Below are 20057 nucleotides of genomic sequence, written 5' to 3' on the forward strand. Positions count from 1 at the left end.
CCTTAAATAGCAACACCCATATTATAATTGAAGAGTAGGTTGGGTAGAGCGAAGCGAAACCCAACACTGCATTGCGTCATCCGATCAGCAAAGCCAAGAGAGGCGCAATGCCGTGAAAATAGGGGAAGGTCATTTTTATTGGTTTTCATTTAAAAATCAAAATCTGCTCCCAAAAGTTGTTAAGTAGAAGCCATTGCTCTCAACTTCATAAGAGATTTTTATTAAACTCCGTTATACTTCCTACAATTGAATATGCCAAACGAAGTAAATAGGCCGCTAACTGCAATGAGCAAAGACATTCTCTTCCATACTACTTTTGCGCACGAAACCAGTAAAACATGGGTTGTATTTGTCCATGGAGCAGGTGGTAGTTCGGCAATCTGGTTTCGTCAGCTTAAAGCCTATAAAAAAGAATATAATGTATTGTTGCTAGATCTTCGTGGTCACGGTAAATCGAATAACTTAGTACAAAACTTTGTTGATAATAATTATTCATTTAATAATGTCTCTAAAGACATTATCGATGTGTTAGATCATAACAATATCAACAGCGCACACTTTGTTGGCATTTCATTGGGCACAATTATTATTCGAAATATTGCTGAAATTGCGCCGCAATATGTTTCTAGTATGGTGCTAGGTGGAGCGGTTACTCGTTTTAATACTCGCAGTAATACATTGGTTTATTTAGGTAATACTTTTAAACACTTCTTGCCTTATATGTGGCTGTATCGCTTATTTGCTTTTATTATGATGCCTAAAAAGCGCCATAAAGAATCTCGGCTTTTGTTTGTTCGTGAAGCAAAACGCTTGTGCCAAAAAGAGTTTATAAAATGGTTTAAATTAGCCATGGACGTAAATCCTTTAATGCAGTACTTCAAAGAAAAAGACATTGATATTCCCATTCTGTATATTATGGGTAAGGAAGATCATATGTTCCTTGGCCCTGTTAAAGAAATGGTTAAGCGTCATAAAAACAGCGTACTGCAAACGATTCACCATTGCGGCCATGTCTGCAATGTGGAACGCCCTGACTTATTCAATCAGCACTCGCTTGCTTTTATCGCCCAGCAAAATCGTTAAGGGTTGTAGAAGGAATAGGATCGGTACATTCTTTTTTGATTTTCGCCCTAAACTCAAAACAGGACCTAAAGGAATAAAACTCCATTTTTATATCAAAGCGTAGGTTGGGTAGAGCGAAGCGAAACCCAACAAGCCATAGCGTCATTCGAGCGGTAAAGCCAAGAGGCGACTTTATTTCTTAAACTTGCTTATCCAATAATATTCAATTGATATACACTGGCAAGGTAACGTATTGATAAGGATATTAAGTTGTCGCAAGTTAAAGCTCTCCCTATTACAGCCACACGCTGGCTCTCTCTTTTATTGTGCGCAATTACTGCTGCAACAATTACTGTATTTTTAAGTAAAGTCGGTTTTGTACAAAAGACATATTCAAGTTGGAGCGCTATTTTACATGCCAATCCAATCCTGCATTACAGTAGCGCATTTTTAGCGGGTATTGGCATAAAGCTCCTGCTTGATAGGTTTTATATATCGCACCCCAAACGCAGTGTTGTATTTAGCTGGCGATATCCGCCGGTAACAATTGCTGTATTAGCGTCATTGTTTATAGCTGCTTTTTACATACTAAATACAGCCCCAAAACTTGATGAAGCTGCGCTATACGCACAAAGCTTTATAAGCTTAAAATACCTAGTGCTTACGTTTGTTGGCATGCTCATAACTGTCATTTATCAGACAAAGCTCTATACCCAAAAGCCAATTTTTACGGCTGTATTAGTTGTTCTTAGTGCAGCCTTTATCATTTGTGCAGTCAACCTAGCTGATATGCCCCCTGCTTTTGATGCTTTCATTTATCTAGCTGGTAGCTATTTAATTTTAGCGATTTACTTATTGTGCGATGAACACAGGCAGAGCAAACAACAAAATTTTACTTCTGAAATTGAGCCGATTGAAACTAAAGAAAGCCCAGAACTAAAAACGTTAGAAAATTTCAGAAAGTGGTTTAAAGATGATTCAACTATCAAAAGCACAGAAAGATTAGAGCCCGACTTACAGGTGTATGCAAAGCGTATCACCAAGCGGCTGCAAAATGGTGGTAATAAAGATGAAAAGGATTTAGCACAACACATAGCTCTTTGTGGGCCTTATGGTTGCGGAAAAAGCAGTATAGTCGAAAGTATTGCGAATGATTTGGCAAAACCCGCTGAAAAAGAGAGTACTTGGATACACAGCGATATATCAACGTGGGGCGCAGCCAGCGGCAGTGTTGCGCATGTTGTATTGAGCCATATTATCGACGATATAAGCCAGTATATTGATATGTGTGCCTTTCGTGCGTTACCTAAGCATTACACCGAAGCGTTGAAGTCTGGCGGTAGTGTATTTCAGTTTGCATCTACGTTACTCGCAGGCCCCGTTGATATTGAGGGAAGTTTTCAAAAGCTTAATGACGTTCTTGATGCAACCAACCACAAATTACTGATCACCCTGCAAGATGTAGATCGTGGAGCAGGCGATGAAAATGAAAAACGGTTAAATGATATTGCTGCACTGTTGGATAGATTGAAAAATCGAGATTTGAGTCATATCAATTTTATCGTCGTGATGGGGAATGAAAATGAAGTTGCCGCTGAAGTTATTTCAAAGGCGACTGATTATAGGGAAGATATTTTTACCATTGATTTGACTGAAAGGATATTTAATTACATTAAATTAAGTGTTGAAAGTGCAATTTCCCCTCATAAAAATACGGCTCATAAAAGTTATTATATTTTTGGTAATAGTGGGCTACTTGAAAAGCGAGATGGTGATATTTTTACTCTAAGAGGAAATACACCTGAGTTCTCAAAAAATAACCAAGATATACGGCACTTAAATGAGTTTATTACCTCATTAAGGATAATGAAAAAAATATTACGCAGAGTTGACCAAGTGTGGCAACCTAAAAAGTTGATGGGCGAGGTTAACTTTATGTCATTATTACAAGCTATTAGCTTGAAAGAAGTGAATTATTCTGCATTTATTAAGATGAAAATAAATAGACCTAAAATAATTGAAGAGTATGAAGGTAAAAGAATTAAGTCACTTATTGAAAAGATGTCTTCAAATGAAACGGGTAATATAGACGATAATTTAGAGCAATTATTAAAGCACTTATTCTGTACAAAGCCTCTTCTAGAAAGGTATCAATGGCTTATCCAAAAACAGAGGCTTAATGATCCTTTGACTAGTGAGCATGAAAAGAAGTCGATTTTAAATAATAGAGAAGAGATAAATTTAAATATGAATCGCCATACACAACAAAGTTTGGGGTGCATGACTTGGAATATAGATTATTTAAATAGAATATTATTAGAACAAATACCTAGTAATGGAGAGTTAAGTGATCAAGTCTTAATTGCTAAAATTATTGAGTTGAGGGAATCGCAAAGTATTGTTGTATTCTTAAATGAATGGTTGTCCCTCTCTGAAGAATATAGCCAGGGGGTTGAACGGTTTTTTTTCATACCTCGCTGTTGCAAAGATAGCACAAAAGGTTTAGTTAAATTTTTTGAGGCTGATACTCCAAGTTCCTGCATTTTGCAGTTTGCTGAACCGGGAAGAAATATAAACGAAAATATAGACTTAGCTATTACTTGGTTAATAGCAAATAACTTAGACCTAGAAAATTTCTATGAAGTAATAAATAAACTATTGTTTATTAAAGATGGTAGAGTTAATTTTGATCGCCTTTTAAAATATCTAGGATATACACATATAGTACCTGTTGAATATGAAGACATGTTAGATCAACTTAATTCTAATGATCTCGGAAAACTTATATTAACTTACTTAATGAAAAGTTATCAGAGTTACCACTCAAAACAACAGTTTTCAGATCTAACAAGTCAAAGGGAGTTCCATTACTTCGGAGAGCAGCTGTCAAGTTTTAGCATCGAAGCCCCCACAAACAGCAATGTAGCTCTCATTAATACGTCTAAACTACCTGCTTATGAGAATTTAAATGTTGTTTAGGTCGGAGGAGTTAGGAAACTCTATCGTGAGAGCGAACAATACTGTTATATTTCTCAGCAAAGCGTTTTAGTTTACTCTGTGATGAGGTTACTATTTTCAAATAGAATGTAGCTAAAGCCTCTTCTTGAGGAAATTAGAAACCAAAGCCTATTGTATAAGGCTTTATAGTTTAGTGCTCAACCATGTTGGGTTTCGTTCCACTCAACCCAACCTACGGTGTTTAGATTTACATTGAGCTGCTCGTGGCTAACAGCTCGAAGCTTTTATTCTTCCAACGCACTCACAATAAAATACGGATTTAAGTATTCATCTTTGGTGTTATAAATAAGTGGGCTGCCATCAAGCTTAGTGACTTTAGCACCGGCTATTTCGGCGATTGCATGGCCTGCTCCGGTATCCCATTCGCAGGTTGGGCCCAAGCGCGGGTAAATATCGGCGCTGCCCTCAGCGACTAAACACAGCTTTAGTGAGCTGCCTTTAGACACCATTTCAACCTCGTCAAAGCGTTTTACAAACTCGGCTAAATCGGGTGATGGGTGCGAGCGGCTGCCTACAACACGAATTAACCCTTTGTTAGGTTTGGTGGTTACTTTAAGCTCAATTCGCTCATCGCCTTTATCTTTAAATGCGCCAATTGCTTCGGCGGCTAAGTACGATACGCCAAGGGCAGGTGCATCTACTACGGCTAAAATAGGAGTGCCGTTTTTAATTAGGGCGATGTTTACGGTAAATTCACCGTTCTTTTTAATAAATTCTTTAGTGCCGTCGATTGGATCAACTAACCAGTAGCTTTTCCACGTTTGGCGTACATCCCAACTTATGTCGGCGTTTTCTTCACTGAGTATTGGAATGTCGGGTGTGAGCTGTTGAAGCCCTGCCACAATCAGTTTATGAGCTGCTAAATCGGCGTCGGTTACGGGACTTTCATCGGCTTTGTACTCAACGTTAAAATCCTTTTCGTAAATTCCCATTATCGCTTGGCCTGCTTTGCGGGCAAGGATGAGGGTTTCTTCTAGCAGTTCGGTTTGATTCATGGGGTTAACCTATATTATGTGCTTTTGTTTTAGATACGTTATCAGTTGTGTAACCGATTGGTCTAGGGAGTTTTTACTTGTATCTAAAATTATTTCTGGATTATTTGGCACTTCGTAGCTTGAATCGATACCAGTGAAGTGTTTTATCTCTCCAGCGCGGGCTTTTTTGTATAAGCCTTTTGGATCGCGGCTTTCGCATACATCCAGTGGGGTATCGATAAATACTTCAATAAATTCGCCGTCATCTACTAGGCTGCGCACCATATCGCGCTCCGCTCTAAAAGGCGATATAAACGCAGTAAGTACTAACAAGCCAGCGTCGGTCATTAGTTTAGCGGTTTCGCCTACGCGGCGTATGTTTTCAATGCGGTCTTCGTCGCTAAAGCCTAGGTCTTTACACAAACCGTGGCGTACGTTGTCGCCATCGAGCAGGTAAGTGTGCGTACCTTGCTGATTAAGCGCTGCTTCTAGTGCGTTTGCTACGGTGCTTTTGCCAGAGCCCGAAAAACCGGTAAACCATAAAATAGCGGGCTTATGTTTTTTTTGCTCACTACGCTGTGCTTTTGTAGTTGCGTAGTTATGCCAAACTATATTTTCATCCATAGTGAGAGTCTCTTATGCTGTGAGCGCAGGTATTAAAACGGAAATACCAGCGGGATCAAGGTTAATACCGTGATTGAATAAATAATAGAAAGGGGTAAGCCCATCACTATGTAATCTTTTAAGCGATAGTTACCCGCGCTATAAACCATTAGATTAGTTTGATACCCAAATGGCGATATAAAGCTGGCTGATGCGCCAAAGGCAACCGCCATAATAAATGGTAGCGGGTCTACATTAAAACCAACCGCGAGCGAGTAAGCAACAGGGAACGACAAGGCAGCTGCTGCGTTATTAGTAATAAGCTCGGTAAATAATACGGTCATTAAAAATATGGCAATAAATGCGCCGTACGGGCCAAAGTCGCCAAGTACCATAAACATGGCGTCGGATATTTGCCCGGCAAGTCCGGTGCCTATCATTAACTTGGCAAGGCCAATGGCACTACCTACGACTACGAGTAACTCGATAGGAAAACGGCGTTTTACTTCGTTAAGTTTTATGGTGCCACTGAGCATTAAGCCAATCAGTAATACTAATAAGCCTTTAACCAGCGGCACTATGCCAATAATACTTAAACCCAGTACTGCGGCAAAGCTTAGTAGCACAATGTTTGATTGCTTAGGTGCAAGGTGGGCTTGTAAGTCAAACCCTGAAATATACACAAATTCGCGCTTTAAGTTAGGCAAGGTATAAAAGTTTTTGCCTGGGGCAAGTATTAGTGAGTCGCCAGCTTGTAATTGCACTTGCCCAAGGCCGCCTTGTAAGCGGTCGTGACCACGGCGAATGGCAATAACGGCTGCATGAAACTGTTCTCTAAAGCGGGCTTCTTTTACGGTTTTACCTATAAATTTTGAAGACTGACTTACAACGACTTCTACTAAGTGTTCTATGTCTTTTTGATGATTTTCGTGTACTACTTTTAGGCCGTCGAAACGGGTAAGTAATGGCACCGATTTTATGTCACCTACAAAAAGCAGCACGTCATCTTTTTGAATAATTTGCTGCGGGGTGACTGCGCAAATGCGGCTGCCATCGCGAATAATTTCAGCAAGGAATAAGTCTTTTAAATCACGCAGGCCGTTTTCTTCAACGGTTTGGCCTATTAACTTTGAGTTTGCTTGTACTTTGCCTTCTAGGTAAAAAGGCACGACTTCTTGGTCGCTTTTACCGTTGTCGGGTAAGTATTTAAGCATCACTAAAATGGTAATTAGGCCTACGCTTAACGCGCCTAAACCCACTAAGGTAAAGTCAAAAAAGCCCAGCGGTTCCATGCCCGCATCAACTGCAAAGCCATTGACGATTAAGTTGGTTGATGTACCAATAAGCGTAATAGTGCCGCCCAAAATAGCAGTGTACGACAGCGGTAATAATAGCTTTGAAGGGGAGTGATTAGGGTTGTCTTTTATCGCGGTAATAAGCGATGCAACAACGGCGGTATTGTTAGTAAACGACGATAAAAAGGCGGTTGATAACCCCAATTTTGTTACCGATTTTACTAAACTACCTTTAGATAGCGATTGCGCTAACTTTTGAATTAGGGTGGTTTTTTCTATTGCGGTCGACACTAACACCAATAGTACTAAAGTGATAAGCGACGGGTTAGCATAATTAATTAACATGCTTTCAAGATCGATTAGCCCTGCTAAGTAGCTGGTGCCAATTGCGCTTACAAATAACCATGCTGGATTAATACGGGTGCCAAAAAGGCACCCGACTAAGGTAAGCATAATGCCTGTTAAAACGAGCTGTTCTACCATGCTTTTAAATTCCTAACAGGCTAAAGTTAACTTATAACTTAGAAATATCAAGCGCTTGCCAATGCGGAAAGTGCTTGCGTACTAAGCTGTTAAATTCAACTTCAAATTCGCTAAAGTTACTTTGCTGTGCTTGGCTTTGCAGTACTTGTTCAATCATGCCCGCAGCAACGGTTAGGTTTGATAAGCGATCGATTAATATAAACGAGCCTGTTTCGTGATTGCTGTGGTACTCGTCTGCCAAAATAGTTTCGGTTAGTTCAAGCGTTACAATCGCAATTTCGTTTAACTGCAGTGAGTCGCTAGTGCCGTGCTCAAGCGTGTTTACATCAATCGTGTAATCAATTTTTGTAACAATAGCTGAAGTGTTTTTGCTGCCTAGCTTTAGGTTATAGCTTTTACCTAATACTAATGGCGACTCATGCATCCACACAATTTTAGCTTGCAGCTGGTTAGTAACAACGGCCGTTGAATTTGCAGGTACGATTACGTCGCCTCGGCTAATATCAATTTCGTTATTTAGGGTAACGGTAATTGCTTGGCCTGCTTCTGCGCTGTCTAGGTTGCCATCAAAGGTAACAATTTCTTTAATGCTTGATGTTTTACCTGACGGTAATACTTTTATAGCATCGCCTACGTGTATCTTGCCCGATGTAAGTGTGCCCTGAAAACCACGGAAGTTTAAATTAGGACGCACTACATATTGCACCGGTAGGCGCGCTTCAAAGCCTGTATCTGTTTCGGCTGCTGGCGAATCTTCTAGTAATTCAAGTAGCGGCTTGTCAGTGTAATACGGTGTATGAGCAGAGCGAGTTACTACGTTGTCGCCTTTAAGCGCCGACATAGGCACAAACTTAATGTTTGATACGTTAAGTTGCTCAGCAAATTTAAGGTAATCGGCCTTAATTTTTTCATACACGGTTTCGTCAAAATCAACGATATCCATTTTATTAACGGCAACAACAAACTGCTTAATGCCAAGCGAGTCACAAATAAAGCTGTGGCGCTTGGTTTGTACTTGCACGCCGTAACGCGCATCAACCAAAATAATGGCGACATCACTTGTTGATGCACCCGTTACCATGTTGCGTGTGTATTGCTCGTGCCCAGGTGTGTCGGCAATAATAAATTTACGCTTAGCCGTTGAAAAGTAACGGTACGCTACGTCAATGGTAATGCCTTGCTCGCGCTCAGCTTGTAGGCCATCAACTAATAATGCAAGGTCAAGATCTTCACCTGCATTACCTACTTTTTCGTTATCTTTATGAAGGGCTGCTAGCTGATCTTCATAAATTTGGTGGCTGTCGTGCAGTAGGCGGCCAATCAATGTTGATTTACCGTCATCTACGCTGCCACACGTAAGCATACGCAATAAGCTTTTGTCTTGTTGGCGTGCTAGGTAGGCGTCTATGCCTATTTCTTTTACTTCGTTAAATGTATCGTTATTTTGGCTAGACATTAAAAATACCCCTCACGTTTTTTCTTCTCCATTGAGCCGGCTGAATCATGGTCAATAACACGACCTTCACGTTCAGATGACGTAGATAGCAGCATTTCTTCAATAATTTCGGTTAAAGTACTGGCTGTTGACTCAACTGCACCGGTAAGTGGGTAGCAGCCTAATGTACGAAAACGTACAGATTTCATTTGCGGTACTTCACCTTCATTAAGTGGCATACGCTCATCGTCAACCATAATTAGGGTGCCATCGCGATCAACAACAGGGCGCTCTTTTGCTAGGTAAAGCGGCACCATGTCGATGTTTTCTTGGTAAATGTATTGCCAAATATCAAGCTCAGTCCAGTTAGATAACGGGAAAACACGAATGCTTTCGCCCTGATTAACTTGGCTGTTATAAGTGTTCCAAAGCTCAGGACGTTGGTTTTTAGGGTCCCAACGGTGGTGTTTATCGCGGAACGAATAAACACGCTCTTTTGCGCGTGACTTTTCTTCATCGCGGCGTGCGCCACCAAATGCAGCATCAAAACCATATTTGTTAAGTGCTTGCTTTAAGCCTTGGGTTTTCATTATGTCGGTATGTTTACCCGAGCCATGCGTAAACGGGCCTACACCCATTTCAATGCCTTCTGGATTTTTGTGTACCAGTAGGTCAAAACCGTATTCTTTAGCTATACGGTCGCGAAACTCAATCATTTCACGAAACTTCCAATTGGTGTCTACGTGTAATAACGGAAACGGAATTTTTGCAGGGTAAAATGCTTTACGCGCTAAGTGCAAAAGTACCGACGAATCTTTACCAATAGAGTAAAGCATTACTGGGTTCTCAAACTCAGCGGCGACTTCGCGCATGATTTTGATACTTTCAGCTTCTAGTTGCTGAAGGTGAGTTAAAGCCATTGTTAGTCGTCCTACTAAAATGATTAAAAGTTACAAATTTAAAATTCGGTTATGTATTTGATACATCTGTTAGCGGCTGTGCAAAGCTGCTTGTTTGTTCGTTTTTCCCAAACCACGCTAGTTGCGAGTGCAGGGCGGCTACTTCACCAATAATGAGTAGCGCAGGTGATATAATACTGTTGCGCTGGATTAAGTCGGCAAGTTCGCCTAGTTGGCCTGTTACTACACGCTGATTTTTGCGTGTACCGTTTTCGATAATGGCAACAGGTGTGTCGGCTTTGCGGCCATGTTTTAAAAGCTCGCTTTGTATGTGCGGCGATTTAATTACGCCCATGTAAATAGCAAGCGTTTGATTTGCTTTTGCCAGCGATTGCCAATCAAGTTCTTGACCGTCTTTTTTACAGTGGCCAGTTACAAATTGAATGGCTTGTGCGTGGTCACGATGCGTAAGCGGAATACCCGCATAAGCACTACAACCTGCAGCGGCTGTAATACCTGGTACAATTTGATAATTTACGTTGTTAGCAGCTAGTACTTGTACTTCTTCGCCACCACGACCATAAATAAACGGGTCGCCACCTTTAATGCGGCACACTTTTTTGCCTTGTTTAGCAAGGTCGACCAGCATTTGGTTGGTGTCGTCTTGAACAACACTATGATCGCCCAAACGTTTGCCTACACAAATAAGGTCAGCATCACGACGCACTAATTCCATAATTTCGTCAGACACTAAAAAGTCGTATACAACCACATCGGCTTGTTGCATAAGTTGCAGTGCTTTAAGTGTTAAAAGCTCTGGATCGCCAGGGCCTGCACCTACTACATATACTTCGCCTTCAGGTTCTGCTTTAGCATCTAGCATTTGCTCTAGTTGCTGCTGTGCGGCTTGAGTATCACCGGTTTGCACTTTACTCACGACAGATGAGTCGAACACGCCTTCCCAAAATTGGCGGCGGTCTGAAAAATGTTTAAAGCGTTTTTTTACTTTGTCTCTAAAGCCACCTACAAGTGTTGCAAGTGGGCCAATATGATGCGGAATAAGGGTTTCGAGCTTTTCGCGTAAGCGACGCGCAAGTACCGGCGCTGTGCCTGCACTTGATATAGCAATCGTAATTGGGTCGCGGTCAACAATGGATGGAAATATAAACGTACATTTAGGTTGGTCATCAACCACGTTTACAAATACATTGCGGGCATTGGCAAGTTCAAATACGTTGTTGTTTACTTCATCGCGGTCGGTTGCTGCAATAACAAGCATTTTTCCATCGAGATGCGACTCATCAAAATAAGCATCAATAAGCGTTACTTCATTATTATGCGCATGCTCTTTTAGTTCGTCGCAAAACCAAGGCGCTACTAAAGTAACGCTTGCTCTCGCTTTTAAAAACGCGCGACATTTGCGTAATGCGACCTCTCCACCGCCAACAACCAATACTGGTTTGTTGTCGAGTTTGGTAAAGATAGGTAAATACTGCACGTTAATAAGACCCCTAAACAAATTCAAATATAAGAAAACGCTTTATTCTGATAAGCAGAATATAGCGGCTATCAATAAGTAAAAAATAATTAAAACCAAGTTGATATAACCAAAAGTTATAATAGGTGGGCTTTTTAGGCCTAAGAGTTAGTTAACAAGGGATTGCGCCGAGTTACAAGTAAAATAAACAGCTTATAGTGTTTGGTTATGAGCTATAGCGAGTTTGGTTTAATTTGTTAATATGGAGGCATATCAAATTTTGTACTTATACCAATTGCATAAAATTAGTGATCTATTATAGCGACGAGAAAATAGCTCAATAACAAGGCTAAAATTATGATACATAGTTGTTCTATATAAATAATTTTTAACGTAGTTAGTGAGTTATTTAATACGCTAAAATGATTATGTTTTTAATAAAATTGGTATTACATAAGCAACGGAGCTCTAATGACACAACACCAAAAAGATGCCGCATTAGCAGTCGCACTGATGGATTTAACAAGCTTAAATACCAGCGATACCACCAAAAGCATTCAAGCACTTGTTGATAACATAAATCCTACCTTAGGTACGCCTGCCGCCGTATGTGTTTATAGCGACTTTGTTGATGATGCAAAAATAGCACTCGCAGCGCGTGAGCTTAATCACGTAAAAGTTGCAACGGTCACTAATTTTCCAACAGGTGATGCGCCACTGAGTGATGTAATTAACGAAACACTTATTGCAATAGAGCGCGGCGCTGACGAAATTGATTTGGTTATTCCTTACAAAAAACTCATAGCGGGCGATGTTCAAACAGTACTTAGCTATGTAAGCGAAAGTAAAAAAGCATGTGGGTCGCGCGCCCAACTAAAAGTAATAATAGAAAGCGGTGAGCTAAAAACCGAAGCGCTAATAACGCAGGCTACTCAATTGGCAATTGAAGGTGGTGCCGATTTTGTAAAAACCAGTACGGGTAAAGTGGCCATTAATGCAACCCTTGAATCAACAAGAATTATGCTAACAGCCATTAAAAACTCGGATAAATGTGTGGGCTTTAAAGCTGCCGGCGGTGTTAAAACTGTTGCCGATGCCAGTGATTATTTAGCGCTAGCACGCACAATAATGGGTGATGATTATTTGCAAGCAAATACATTTAGGTTTGGTGCTTCAAGCTTGTTAAGTGACGTTTATACAATATTAAAAAGTAATTAAAGGAAAGATGATGAGAGCAAGAAACTCCGGGACACAAACACTGTTTAATAACCTATTTAAAGGTGCATTGGTTGTAGGAGTCGTTGGTTTTGGATTAACTGCATGTACTAACCCAAGCACACCCGCAGGTGAAGAAGGTTACGTATTCGAAAAGCCGCGTGTATTTGGTGAAGGTGGTTATCAAGGAACAATGAAGGGCCCATCTAATTACGGTATGTCATTACTGCGAAATGAAGTGGTAAACATCGATATGCGACCTAATACATATACCGAGACATTTAGAATCTTAGCGAATGATGATTTAAATATTAAATTTGATTTTCATGCTGTTATTGCTATTGAGAGTGGCTCTGTTAAAACTGTGGTAGAGCAGTACGGCGCCGAAAATTGGTATAAACGCTTTGTACGTGAAACTTTTAGAACGTATGTGCGCGATACAGTACAAAAATACGATAGTGGCGAGCTTAAAACAAATCGTGAGAAAATTGCGAAGGAAGTGACTCTGCGCCTGCAAAGTTATTTGTCGACAACGCCGTTTAAACTTGCAAACGTTGTAGTAGGCAATATTAATTACCCCGATATTGTTGCTAATGCAGTTGAGAAAAAATTGGCAGCTCAGCAGCTATTATCGGAAAAAGAAACACAAAAAGAGATTGCCAAAAAAGACGCTGAAATTAGGGTTGAAGAAGCCAAAGGGATTGCTCAAGCTCAGAAGATCATTAACGCAACACTAACAGCTAATTACATTCAACATGAAGCTATTAATGCACAAATAAAAATGGCTGAGTCACCTAATCATACAACTGTTTATATTCCGGTAGGTAATAACGGAGTGCCACTTGTTAAAGGCGCTAACTAGATAGTGAGTACTTGGGTAGCTCTTTTTATTAGCTACCCAAGTCAAAGCCATTAATTAAACTTAAACATGTTGCTTATACTTTCGAGGCTTGATTTGTTCGTTTTAGCAATACAACCACTATCATCAAGTGACTTTTTAGTTGTTTCATCAGCTAAACCGGTTACCTTTAGTTTTTTATCTTGTTGGTACTCACGAAGTGCGATAACTGTTTTACGATCGTACTCAACATCCTGTGTTTCAAATTCTTCGTAATCAGGCTGGTTTCTTAGGTAACCCAAACATACCAAGCTTAGGCGCGACATTGCTAAATCCATCTTTTCATAATGTGGCATTCTATGAGTGGGTACATCAACTGTTACAGCGCTCTTGCTGGCTGTTTTTGCTTGTACAGCTGCCGGTGGCGGCGCAGTGTAACCCGATGCTAAAGTGTTATTACTGTTATAGCGATAGTAAGTATCTGGAATTTTAGTTTCTAAAAACTCAACCGCTTTAATAATAACTTCACGAAGGGCTTTTTCTTTAGGGGTATCAGACCATCCACTAATATTACCGCCAACAAGTGCGCCACCAAAGTTGGTTGCGGCTCCAGTAAAGTCAAAATCTTTACTGCCACCTTCAACACTTGTTGCAGCTAAAATGCGTGATGTGCGTGTATCTATTAGACGAAGATCAATCGCCATATGCGAGCCTGAGAAACCAGCGGATACAGAGCTAAATACATCACCCATAAAGCCGCCACTGCCAACACTTGCACCAGAGCTATCGTCATCAAATTCAGTTACGGCAGCAATAACGACTATTTCAGCGCCTTCAATCTCACCATAAGCGGCACCCGATGATGCACTAACGCGACCTGAGGCTGCTAGGTCTTGTTCTGATAAAACAGCATCAAGCGCTTGGCGCTCTAAAACAATAAAGCGATTTGTTGATACGAGTGCCGTAGTTAATTGATCAGCCATACCGTCGCCTATTTCTTTACGCCACCATTTTGAGTTGTTTGATTTGTCGGTAAAGCGTGCAACAGCAATGCGAGCTTTGGGCCCATTGTATTGTTCTTGGGCGACAGTGTTTATGTCTGGTGAATTTTGACCTGACGTAACATTTGTGGAGGTGCTTTGACAAGCGCTCAGAGTGGTAGTTAATAGTGCCGTTAATAATAGTTTTTGTGGTGCTTTTAACATATGACTGTCCTTAATTAATATGCTCAAGGGAAATGCAGTGCATTTCCTTTAATATTTAAATTCATGTTAATTTAGTTAAATCAGTAGGTTAATAATAGTACTGGTGCGAAATATTTAGTCACACAGGCGAAATTTATCAGGATTGTTCGCGAAACTGTTTTGGGGACATATTATATTTTGCTTTAAAGCACCGGGCAAAGTAGCTTTGTGAATTAAAGCCAACTTGCTGTGCTACTAGGCCAATTGCAAGCTCACTATTTTTTAAAAGCTCTTGTGCAAATTCTAAACGAATATTTCGAATGTAATCGCTTGGTGTTAGGTTGTACAAGGCTTTCATTTTTAATTGTAAAGCGCGAGGGCTAAGGTAGAGCGCTGCTGCAAATTCTTCTACGCTAAATGCTTCGTCTTGGTAATGCTCTTTTACTGTCGTTTTTACACGCTCGGTAAATACATAATCTTTACTTTGCGCCATTTGTGGGTCGAGCTGGGTTGTTTGTGATAAAGCAGGTAGTTGTTGTTTTAAATGTTGATTAAGTACTTCTCTAATCGTTAATAACCCTTGAACACGGCTGAGTAACAGCTGCGGCTCAAAAGGTTTACTCAAATAGTCATCAGCAAGTAAGTCTAGGCCCTTTAATTTACTGTGCGTATCTGCCTTTGCTGAAAGTAATAACACCGGAATATGGCTAATAGCCGTGTCGCTGCGCAGTGCTTTAATAAACTGATAGCCATCCATAACAGGCATCATTACATCACTTATTACCAAGTCAGGCATTTCGTTTTTACATAAAGCTAAACCTAGCTCTCCGTTAGCTGCACTTATACACGTGAAGCTACTAATAAATAGTGAAGTTATTAAATCACGCATTTCATCGTTGTCTTCAATAATAAGAATCTTATTACTTTTTACTGCACATAAATTATTGTTTTTAGAGACAGCAAGAGCAGTAAGGTTAGAGGTTTTGTCTATTTGAGTTGTTGGGAGTGAAACAGTAAAACAACTTCCTTTGTTTAATTCACTTTTAAGTTCAATAGTTCCTCCATATTGCTCAACTAGCTGCTTCACCAGCGCTAAGCCAATACCGCTACCGCTTTGATTACTCGTATCTATGCGTGTAAATCGTTGAAAAACGGTCTCAAGGTGCTCTTTATCTATACCAACACCAGTATCTGAGACTGTGATGATTAATGTTTGTTTTTGAGTTAATAGCTGAAGTAATACTTTGCCAGTGTTTGGAGTGTATTTTTGGGCGTTACTCAATAAGTTACTGATAATAGAAATTGTATGATTTAGCTCTAATTTAATGGGAATAGTTTTTTGTGTTAAATCTTCAAACTCGAACGTAATATTTTTTTGTTTAAATAAAGGGGTAAAATCTTCAATTAATTGTTTAACTACCGGCTTTATAGCATAGGGTGTGACGTGTTTTACTGCTGTGCTTGGGCGCTGACTGAGCTGTAAAAGTTGGTTTATTTGATCCAATAGCTTATAGCTATTACGTTGAATCATCGCTAGTTTTTGTTGGGTGTCTGAATCCTTATGGCTTTTTTGTAAACTCTCAAGTGGCGCTAATATTAAGCTCAATGGTGTTTTAAGTTCATGGCTAACATTATCTAATAGTTGGGTTTTTAAGTTGCTAAGTTCTTTCTCTTTTAAGTTTGCTTGCTCTGCAACGTTAGCTCTATACCTTGCTGTTATAATTAACCACATTATAAATAATACGATAATGATGTAAGTGACATAGGCAACATTGTTCTTCCACCAAGGTGGAGTAACTTTAAGCGCAACCATTATTTTATCATCACTCCATTGACCGTATTGATCTTTAACTTTTACAATAAAGTGATAGCTTCCAGCGGGAAGTTGAGAATAACTAACTTGCCTCTGGTTTTTGTTTGCGTATAAAAACTGCTTATCTAACCCAGCTAACTTGTAAGCATATTGGTATTGAGAAGGGGGCTCTGCACTGTTTAAAGCAGAAAATTTAAAACCGATAACACCATCTTCTTCTTTAAAAAATAGTCTGTCTGTATAGCTTATAAGCTTAGCCGTTTGAGTCTTGTTTTTTATATATTGCTGCGTCGCGACTGACTGGTTATAAATAAGTAAGTCTGTAATAACGGGTTCTGGGGATTGAGTTGCTAGAGTCAGTTTTAACGGATCAAATTGATTAAAACCATTAATACCACCAAAAAATAGCTCGCCGTCATCTGCTTGAAAAGCGGCGCCTAAAATAAAAGAATGATGCTGTATACCGTTTGCGGGTAAAAAATGCTGCATTTGTTGGGTTTGAGGAGCATACCGGGTTAGGCCTTGGTTGCTGCTTAGCCACAAGTAACCGCTGCTATCTTGTTTAATTGCAAAAATATTATCGTTAAGTAAGCCATCAGACTCTGTAATGTTTATTACTTTGTTTGTTTGGATATTTAACTTATTGAGCCCGCCAAAAGTACCTACCCATAAAGTGTTTTTATCTTGTAAATGCAAGGATGTAACCATGTCATGCGTTAAACTATTAGGCTTTTTAAGATCGCTTTGGTAATGAGTGAATGTTTCATCATGTAAAGAAAGTTTATTTAACCCTGCACGGGTTCCTGCCCATATAGCGTTGTTGTCGCTGTCATAAGTAATACTAAAAACAGTATTATTTGAGATACTATTTTTACCTGCGCTGTATTTAAAATTTGTAACCTGTAAAGTATCGGGATTAAATCGCGTTAAGCCTTCGTTACTGCCCAGCCATAAATTACCACTTAGATCACCTTCGATTGCATAAATACGGTTACTACTGAGTTGATGGCTTTGCACAGTAAAAGCCGAAAAGTTATCATTAATTGGGTTGTAAAGCAGTAAACCACCTCCGTATGTGCCTATCCATACGCGTTTATTGGCATCTTCATAAAGACTAAATATATTGTTATTAGTTAAGCCTATATCTTGATTTTTATCTGTTTTATAGCGTTTAAATCCTGTGTCAGTTTGTTTGTTAAGTCCGTCGCGCGTACCCACCCAAAGTAAGTTGTTACTGTCTTTGAGTATTGCTCTTACAAAGTCATTCGAGATAGAAGCTGGGTTATTGCTTTGATGTTTTTGATGACCAAACTGAGCCTGCCTTTTATCATAGCGATGTAATCCATAGCCGTCTGTACCAATCCAAATAATGCCTTGAGGGTCTTGGTAAAGTGACAATAGGTGATCGTTAGCTAAGCCATGTTTTAAATCTGGAGAGTGAGTAAGTTGATGAAACTCGCTACTTAATAAATTATCTGTAGCTTGGTAATAAAGACCATGACCATAAGTGCTTACCCATAATTTTTTTTCATCATCAAAAAGTATATCTGTGACCCAAACATTTTTGAGTTGCTCAAAGTTATAAAATGCGAGTGTGTTTGAGTCAAAAACACTTAGACCAGTCTTACCTCCTATAATAAATTTGCCGTTTGCTGCTTTTTTTAATTGCCAGAGCTGTTCAGGGCTATTAGGTATATGTTCGAACTGATGTGTTTGTGTATCGAACTTAATCAGCCCGATACTACTTGCTAACCAAAGGTTTTTTTGATCATCAAAAAGCACATCCTTAAAAACAACATTTAAGTGATTCGTGCCCTGATAAGAAAATAATTCGGTAGTACCTGTGTATGTATCTAAACGAGTAAGTTGCCCTTTATCGTGACCAATCCAAATGATTTGTGGCGAATTAGAAGAAATTGATGAAATACGTTCGTTTGTAATAGGAGGGGTTGAATACTGGTTAAAAACACTAAAACTTCCTGTTTCAGTATTTAATAAGTTGAGCCCATTACTTGTTGTAGCAAACCAAATGTGGCCGTTTCCTAAATTCAGGCAGTCTGTAATCCAATTCCCCGAAATACTAGGGTGTGAAGGATTGAATTTATAGTGCTTAAATTCATACCCATCAAATCGGTTTAAGCCACCTTGGGTAGCAAACCAATGAAACCCTTTTTCATCAGTGGTACTGCAGGTGATTGAATTTTGTGATAAACCTTGTTCATTTGTATATGTATCTAAATACAATGGCAGGGCATAAGAACTAATATGAAATAATAATAAAAAGCTAATAATTTTATATCTTATGATTGTTTTTATTGCTTTCACAGACTTCCCATCTAATTGTGAGTCCCTATAATTTTGACAATCATAAACTGCTTTTTAATCAATGTTAAGATTGATTTTTTAATGCAATGCCGAGATTTTCCAATGTGGGTATCTTTTAGGCTTGTGTTAATGGACTGCGTAAGTATAATAGGCATCCACTTTGCAGGGGCGTAGTTCCAATTGGTAGAACAGCGGTCTCCAAAACCGATGGTTGGGAGTTCGAATCTCTCCGCCCCTGCCAGTTTTACTTGTGGTTTGAGTAGTCTGAGATTAAAAACCGGTTTAAGATTAAGTCTGTTTTTAAGTTTAGATTTTAATGGATTAACCTTACCGTAGTGTAGGGTTGTTGTGTCTGTAGTTAAGGTAATAATATTATGAGCACGAATGTAGAAACACCATCAAGTGCGATGGAGTCAGTAAAGTGGTTAGTAGCAATCGCGCTACTTGCAGGCGCAGTTGTTGGTAATCATATGTATGCAGATCAGTCTGTATTGCTACGTGCTATCGGCGTTGTTGTTGCAATAGCGGCCGGATTAGCAATTGCCTCGCAAACATTTAAGGGACGTAACTTTCTTGCTTTCGCTAAAGAAGCTCGAATTGAAGTACGCAAAGTTATTTGGCCAACGCGCCAAGAAACTACCCACACGACATTAATTGTAATGGTTGCAACAGTGATTATGGCACTTATCCTTTGGGGATTAGATGGCATTTTATTCCGCGCTGTAGGCTTTTTAACTGGATTGGAGATCTGATCCCATGTCGGATGAGAACGAGAACAAAGAAATTAAGTTACGTTGGTATGTAGTACAAGCCTTTTCTGGTTACGAAAAGCGTGTAGCTCAAACGTTAACTGAACACATTAAAATCGAAGGTCTTGAATCGAGCTTTGGTGAGATACTAGTACCAACTGAAGAAGTTGTTGAGATGCGCGCTGGCCAAAAGCGTAAATCTGAGCGTAAATTCTTCCCAGGTTATGTATTAGTACAAATGGATATGAATGACGCAAGCTGGCACTTAGTGAACAGCACTGAACGTGTAATGGGCTTTATTGGTGGAACGTCTGATCGTCCTGCTCCAATAACTCCTAAAGAAGCAGAACGCATTCTTAATCGCCTTCAAGAAAATGCTGAAGCACCTAAACCTGCTACATTATTTGAACCAGGTGAAGTTGTGCGCGTTACAGACGGACCATTTGCAGATTTCAGTGGTGTAGTTGAAGAAGTTGACTACGAAAAGAGCCGCGTAAAAGTATCTGTACTTATTTTTGGTCGTTCTACGCCAGTTGAGCTTGAATTCGGTCAAGTTGAGCAAGATAAGTAATTGATTAAAAAAGCTTCGCTAATTTTTATTTAAATTTTGGCATGAAGCTTGAAAAAGGCCGCTGATTAACTTATAATCAGCGGCCTTTTTGTATTAAGGTAAAATTTATTTTTTAC

At 39.6% G+C, this 20057-nt stretch carries 14 protein-coding genes and 1 tRNA gene; 7 read left to right on the forward strand and 8 right to left on the reverse strand.

What is annotated here, in order from left to right; translation table 11 throughout:
* Positions 1 to 285: 285 nt before the first annotated feature.
* A complete protein-coding gene (locus tag CXF76_RS19655) occupies positions 286 to 1083 on the forward strand; it encodes an alpha/beta fold hydrolase (protein WP_101164430.1) in 798 nt (265 codons plus the stop codon).
* A gap of 249 nt (positions 1084 to 1332) precedes the next feature.
* Positions 1333 to 4041, forward strand: a complete 2709-nt coding sequence (locus CXF76_RS19660; RefSeq protein WP_101164431.1) for a P-loop NTPase fold protein — start codon at positions 1333 to 1335, stop codon at positions 4039 to 4041.
* 263 nt (positions 4042 to 4304) lie between these two features.
* Here the strand turns inward: CXF76_RS19660 and cysQ are convergent, their stop codons facing one another.
* Genes cysQ through cysG form a run of 6 tightly spaced genes read right to left on the reverse strand, consistent with a single transcriptional unit; the run spans position 4305 to position 11267 of the window.
* Positions 4305 to 5075 carry a 3'(2'),5'-bisphosphate nucleotidase CysQ gene (gene cysQ / locus CXF76_RS19665; RefSeq protein WP_101164432.1) on the reverse strand — a complete coding sequence of 257 codons (771 nt, stop codon included), beginning with the start codon at positions 5073 to 5075 and terminating at the stop codon, positions 4305 to 4307.
* 9 nt (positions 5076 to 5084) lie between these two features.
* Entirely contained in the window at positions 5085 to 5678 is a 594-nt protein-coding gene (cysC, locus tag CXF76_RS19670) for an adenylyl-sulfate kinase (RefSeq protein WP_101164433.1), read from the reverse strand.
* Positions 5679 to 5710: 32 nt separating this feature from the next.
* Positions 5711 to 7435 (reverse strand): SLC13 family permease, encoded by a 1725-nt coding sequence (locus CXF76_RS19675; protein WP_010555007.1) that lies wholly within the window; start codon positions 7433 to 7435, stop codon positions 5711 to 5713.
* A 31-nt stretch (positions 7436 to 7466) separates the two neighbouring features.
* Positions 7467 to 8891, reverse strand: a complete 1425-nt coding sequence (cysN, locus tag CXF76_RS19680) for a sulfate adenylyltransferase subunit CysN (protein ID WP_007580108.1) — start codon at positions 8889 to 8891, stop codon at positions 7467 to 7469.
* The gene (gene cysD / locus CXF76_RS19685; protein WP_007580110.1) at positions 8891 to 9790 is read right to left on the reverse strand and encodes a sulfate adenylyltransferase subunit CysD; all 900 of its coding nucleotides are present in this window, start codon (positions 9788 to 9790) and stop codon (positions 8891 to 8893) included. The genes cysN and cysD overlap by 1 nt, the downstream gene beginning before the upstream one ends.
* 49 nt (positions 9791 to 9839) lie before the next feature.
* Complete coding sequence (gene cysG, locus CXF76_RS19690; protein WP_101164434.1) at positions 9840 to 11267, reverse strand: siroheme synthase CysG; 1428 nt, start codon at positions 11265 to 11267, stop codon at positions 9840 to 9842.
* 450 nt (positions 11268 to 11717) lie between these two features.
* Here cysG and deoC point away from each other — a divergent pair, with 450 nt between their 5' ends.
* Both deoC and CXF76_RS19700 read left to right on the forward strand, forming a co-directional pair.
* Positions 11718 to 12464 carry a deoxyribose-phosphate aldolase gene (deoC, locus tag CXF76_RS19695; RefSeq protein ID WP_101164435.1) on the forward strand — a complete coding sequence of 249 codons (747 nt, stop codon included), beginning with the start codon at positions 11718 to 11720 and terminating at the stop codon, positions 12462 to 12464.
* A gap of 10 nt (positions 12465 to 12474) precedes the next feature.
* Positions 12475 to 13323, forward strand: coding sequence for an SPFH domain-containing protein (locus tag CXF76_RS19700; RefSeq protein WP_007580116.1), 849 nt, complete (start codon positions 12475 to 12477; stop codon positions 13321 to 13323).
* A 50-nt stretch (positions 13324 to 13373) separates the two neighbouring features.
* Here the strand turns inward: CXF76_RS19700 and CXF76_RS19705 are convergent, their stop codons facing one another.
* Together CXF76_RS19705 and CXF76_RS19710 are read right to left on the reverse strand one after the other, a co-directional pair.
* Positions 13374 to 14504, reverse strand: coding sequence for a CsgG/HfaB family protein (locus CXF76_RS19705; RefSeq protein ID WP_101164436.1), 1131 nt, complete (start codon positions 14502 to 14504; stop codon positions 13374 to 13376).
* Between the two features lie 136 nt (positions 14505 to 14640).
* Positions 14641 to 18621 carry a hybrid sensor histidine kinase/response regulator transcription factor gene (locus CXF76_RS19710; protein WP_101164437.1) on the reverse strand — a complete coding sequence of 1327 codons (3981 nt, stop codon included), beginning with the start codon at positions 18619 to 18621 and terminating at the stop codon, positions 14641 to 14643.
* A 164-nt stretch (positions 18622 to 18785) separates the two neighbouring features.
* On the opposite strand from CXF76_RS19710, the gene CXF76_RS19715 reads away from it, so the two are divergent.
* From CXF76_RS19715 to nusG, 3 genes are all read left to right on the forward strand, one after another.
* Positions 18786 to 18862: transfer RNA gene (locus CXF76_RS19715), tRNA-Trp, on the forward strand.
* Positions 18863 to 18995: 133 nt separating this feature from the next.
* Positions 18996 to 19373: a preprotein translocase subunit SecE gene (gene secE / locus CXF76_RS19720; protein WP_002958877.1), complete on the forward strand. Its 378-nt coding sequence runs from the start codon at positions 18996 to 18998 to the stop codon at positions 19371 to 19373.
* 4 nt (positions 19374 to 19377) lie between these two features.
* Positions 19378 to 19941, forward strand: coding sequence for a transcription termination/antitermination protein NusG (gene nusG, locus CXF76_RS19725; RefSeq protein WP_007580122.1), 564 nt, complete (start codon positions 19378 to 19380; stop codon positions 19939 to 19941).
* Positions 19942 to 20057: the final 116 nt, after the last annotated feature.

Origin of the sequence: Pseudoalteromonas sp. 78C3 (genome assembly GCF_002836695.1) — a bacterium.
GTDB lineage: Bacteria > Pseudomonadota > Gammaproteobacteria > Enterobacterales > Alteromonadaceae > Pseudoalteromonas > Pseudoalteromonas arctica.

Coding starts and splice junctions, on each gene's coding strand:
- CXF76_RS19700 (WP_007580116.1), top strand. CDS start 12,475: ATGAGAGCAAGAAACTCCGGGACACAAACACTGTTTAATAACCTATTT.
- secE (WP_002958877.1), top strand. CDS start 18,996: ATGAGCACGAATGTAGAAACACCATCAAGTGCGATGGAGTCAGTAAAG.
- CXF76_RS19705 (WP_101164436.1), bottom strand. CDS start 14,504: ATGTTAAAAGCACCACAAAAACTATTATTAACGGCACTATTAACTACC.
- CXF76_RS19655 (WP_101164430.1), top strand. CDS start 286: ATGAGCAAAGACATTCTCTTCCATACTACTTTTGCGCACGAAACCAGT.
- cysC (WP_101164433.1), bottom strand. CDS start 5,678: ATGGATGAAAATATAGTTTGGCATAACTACGCAACTACAAAAGCACAG.
- deoC (WP_101164435.1), top strand. CDS start 11,718: ATGACACAACACCAAAAAGATGCCGCATTAGCAGTCGCACTGATGGAT.
- nusG (WP_007580122.1), top strand. CDS start 19,378: ATGTCGGATGAGAACGAGAACAAAGAAATTAAGTTACGTTGGTATGTA.
- CXF76_RS19675 (WP_010555007.1), bottom strand. CDS start 7,435: ATGGTAGAACAGCTCGTTTTAACAGGCATTATGCTTACCTTAGTCGGG.
- cysN (WP_007580108.1), bottom strand. CDS start 8,891: ATGTCTAGCCAAAATAACGATACATTTAACGAAGTAAAAGAAATAGGC.
- cysQ (WP_101164432.1), bottom strand. CDS start 5,075: ATGAATCAAACCGAACTGCTAGAAGAAACCCTCATCCTTGCCCGCAAA.
- cysD (WP_007580110.1), bottom strand. CDS start 9,790: ATGGCTTTAACTCACCTTCAGCAACTAGAAGCTGAAAGTATCAAAATC.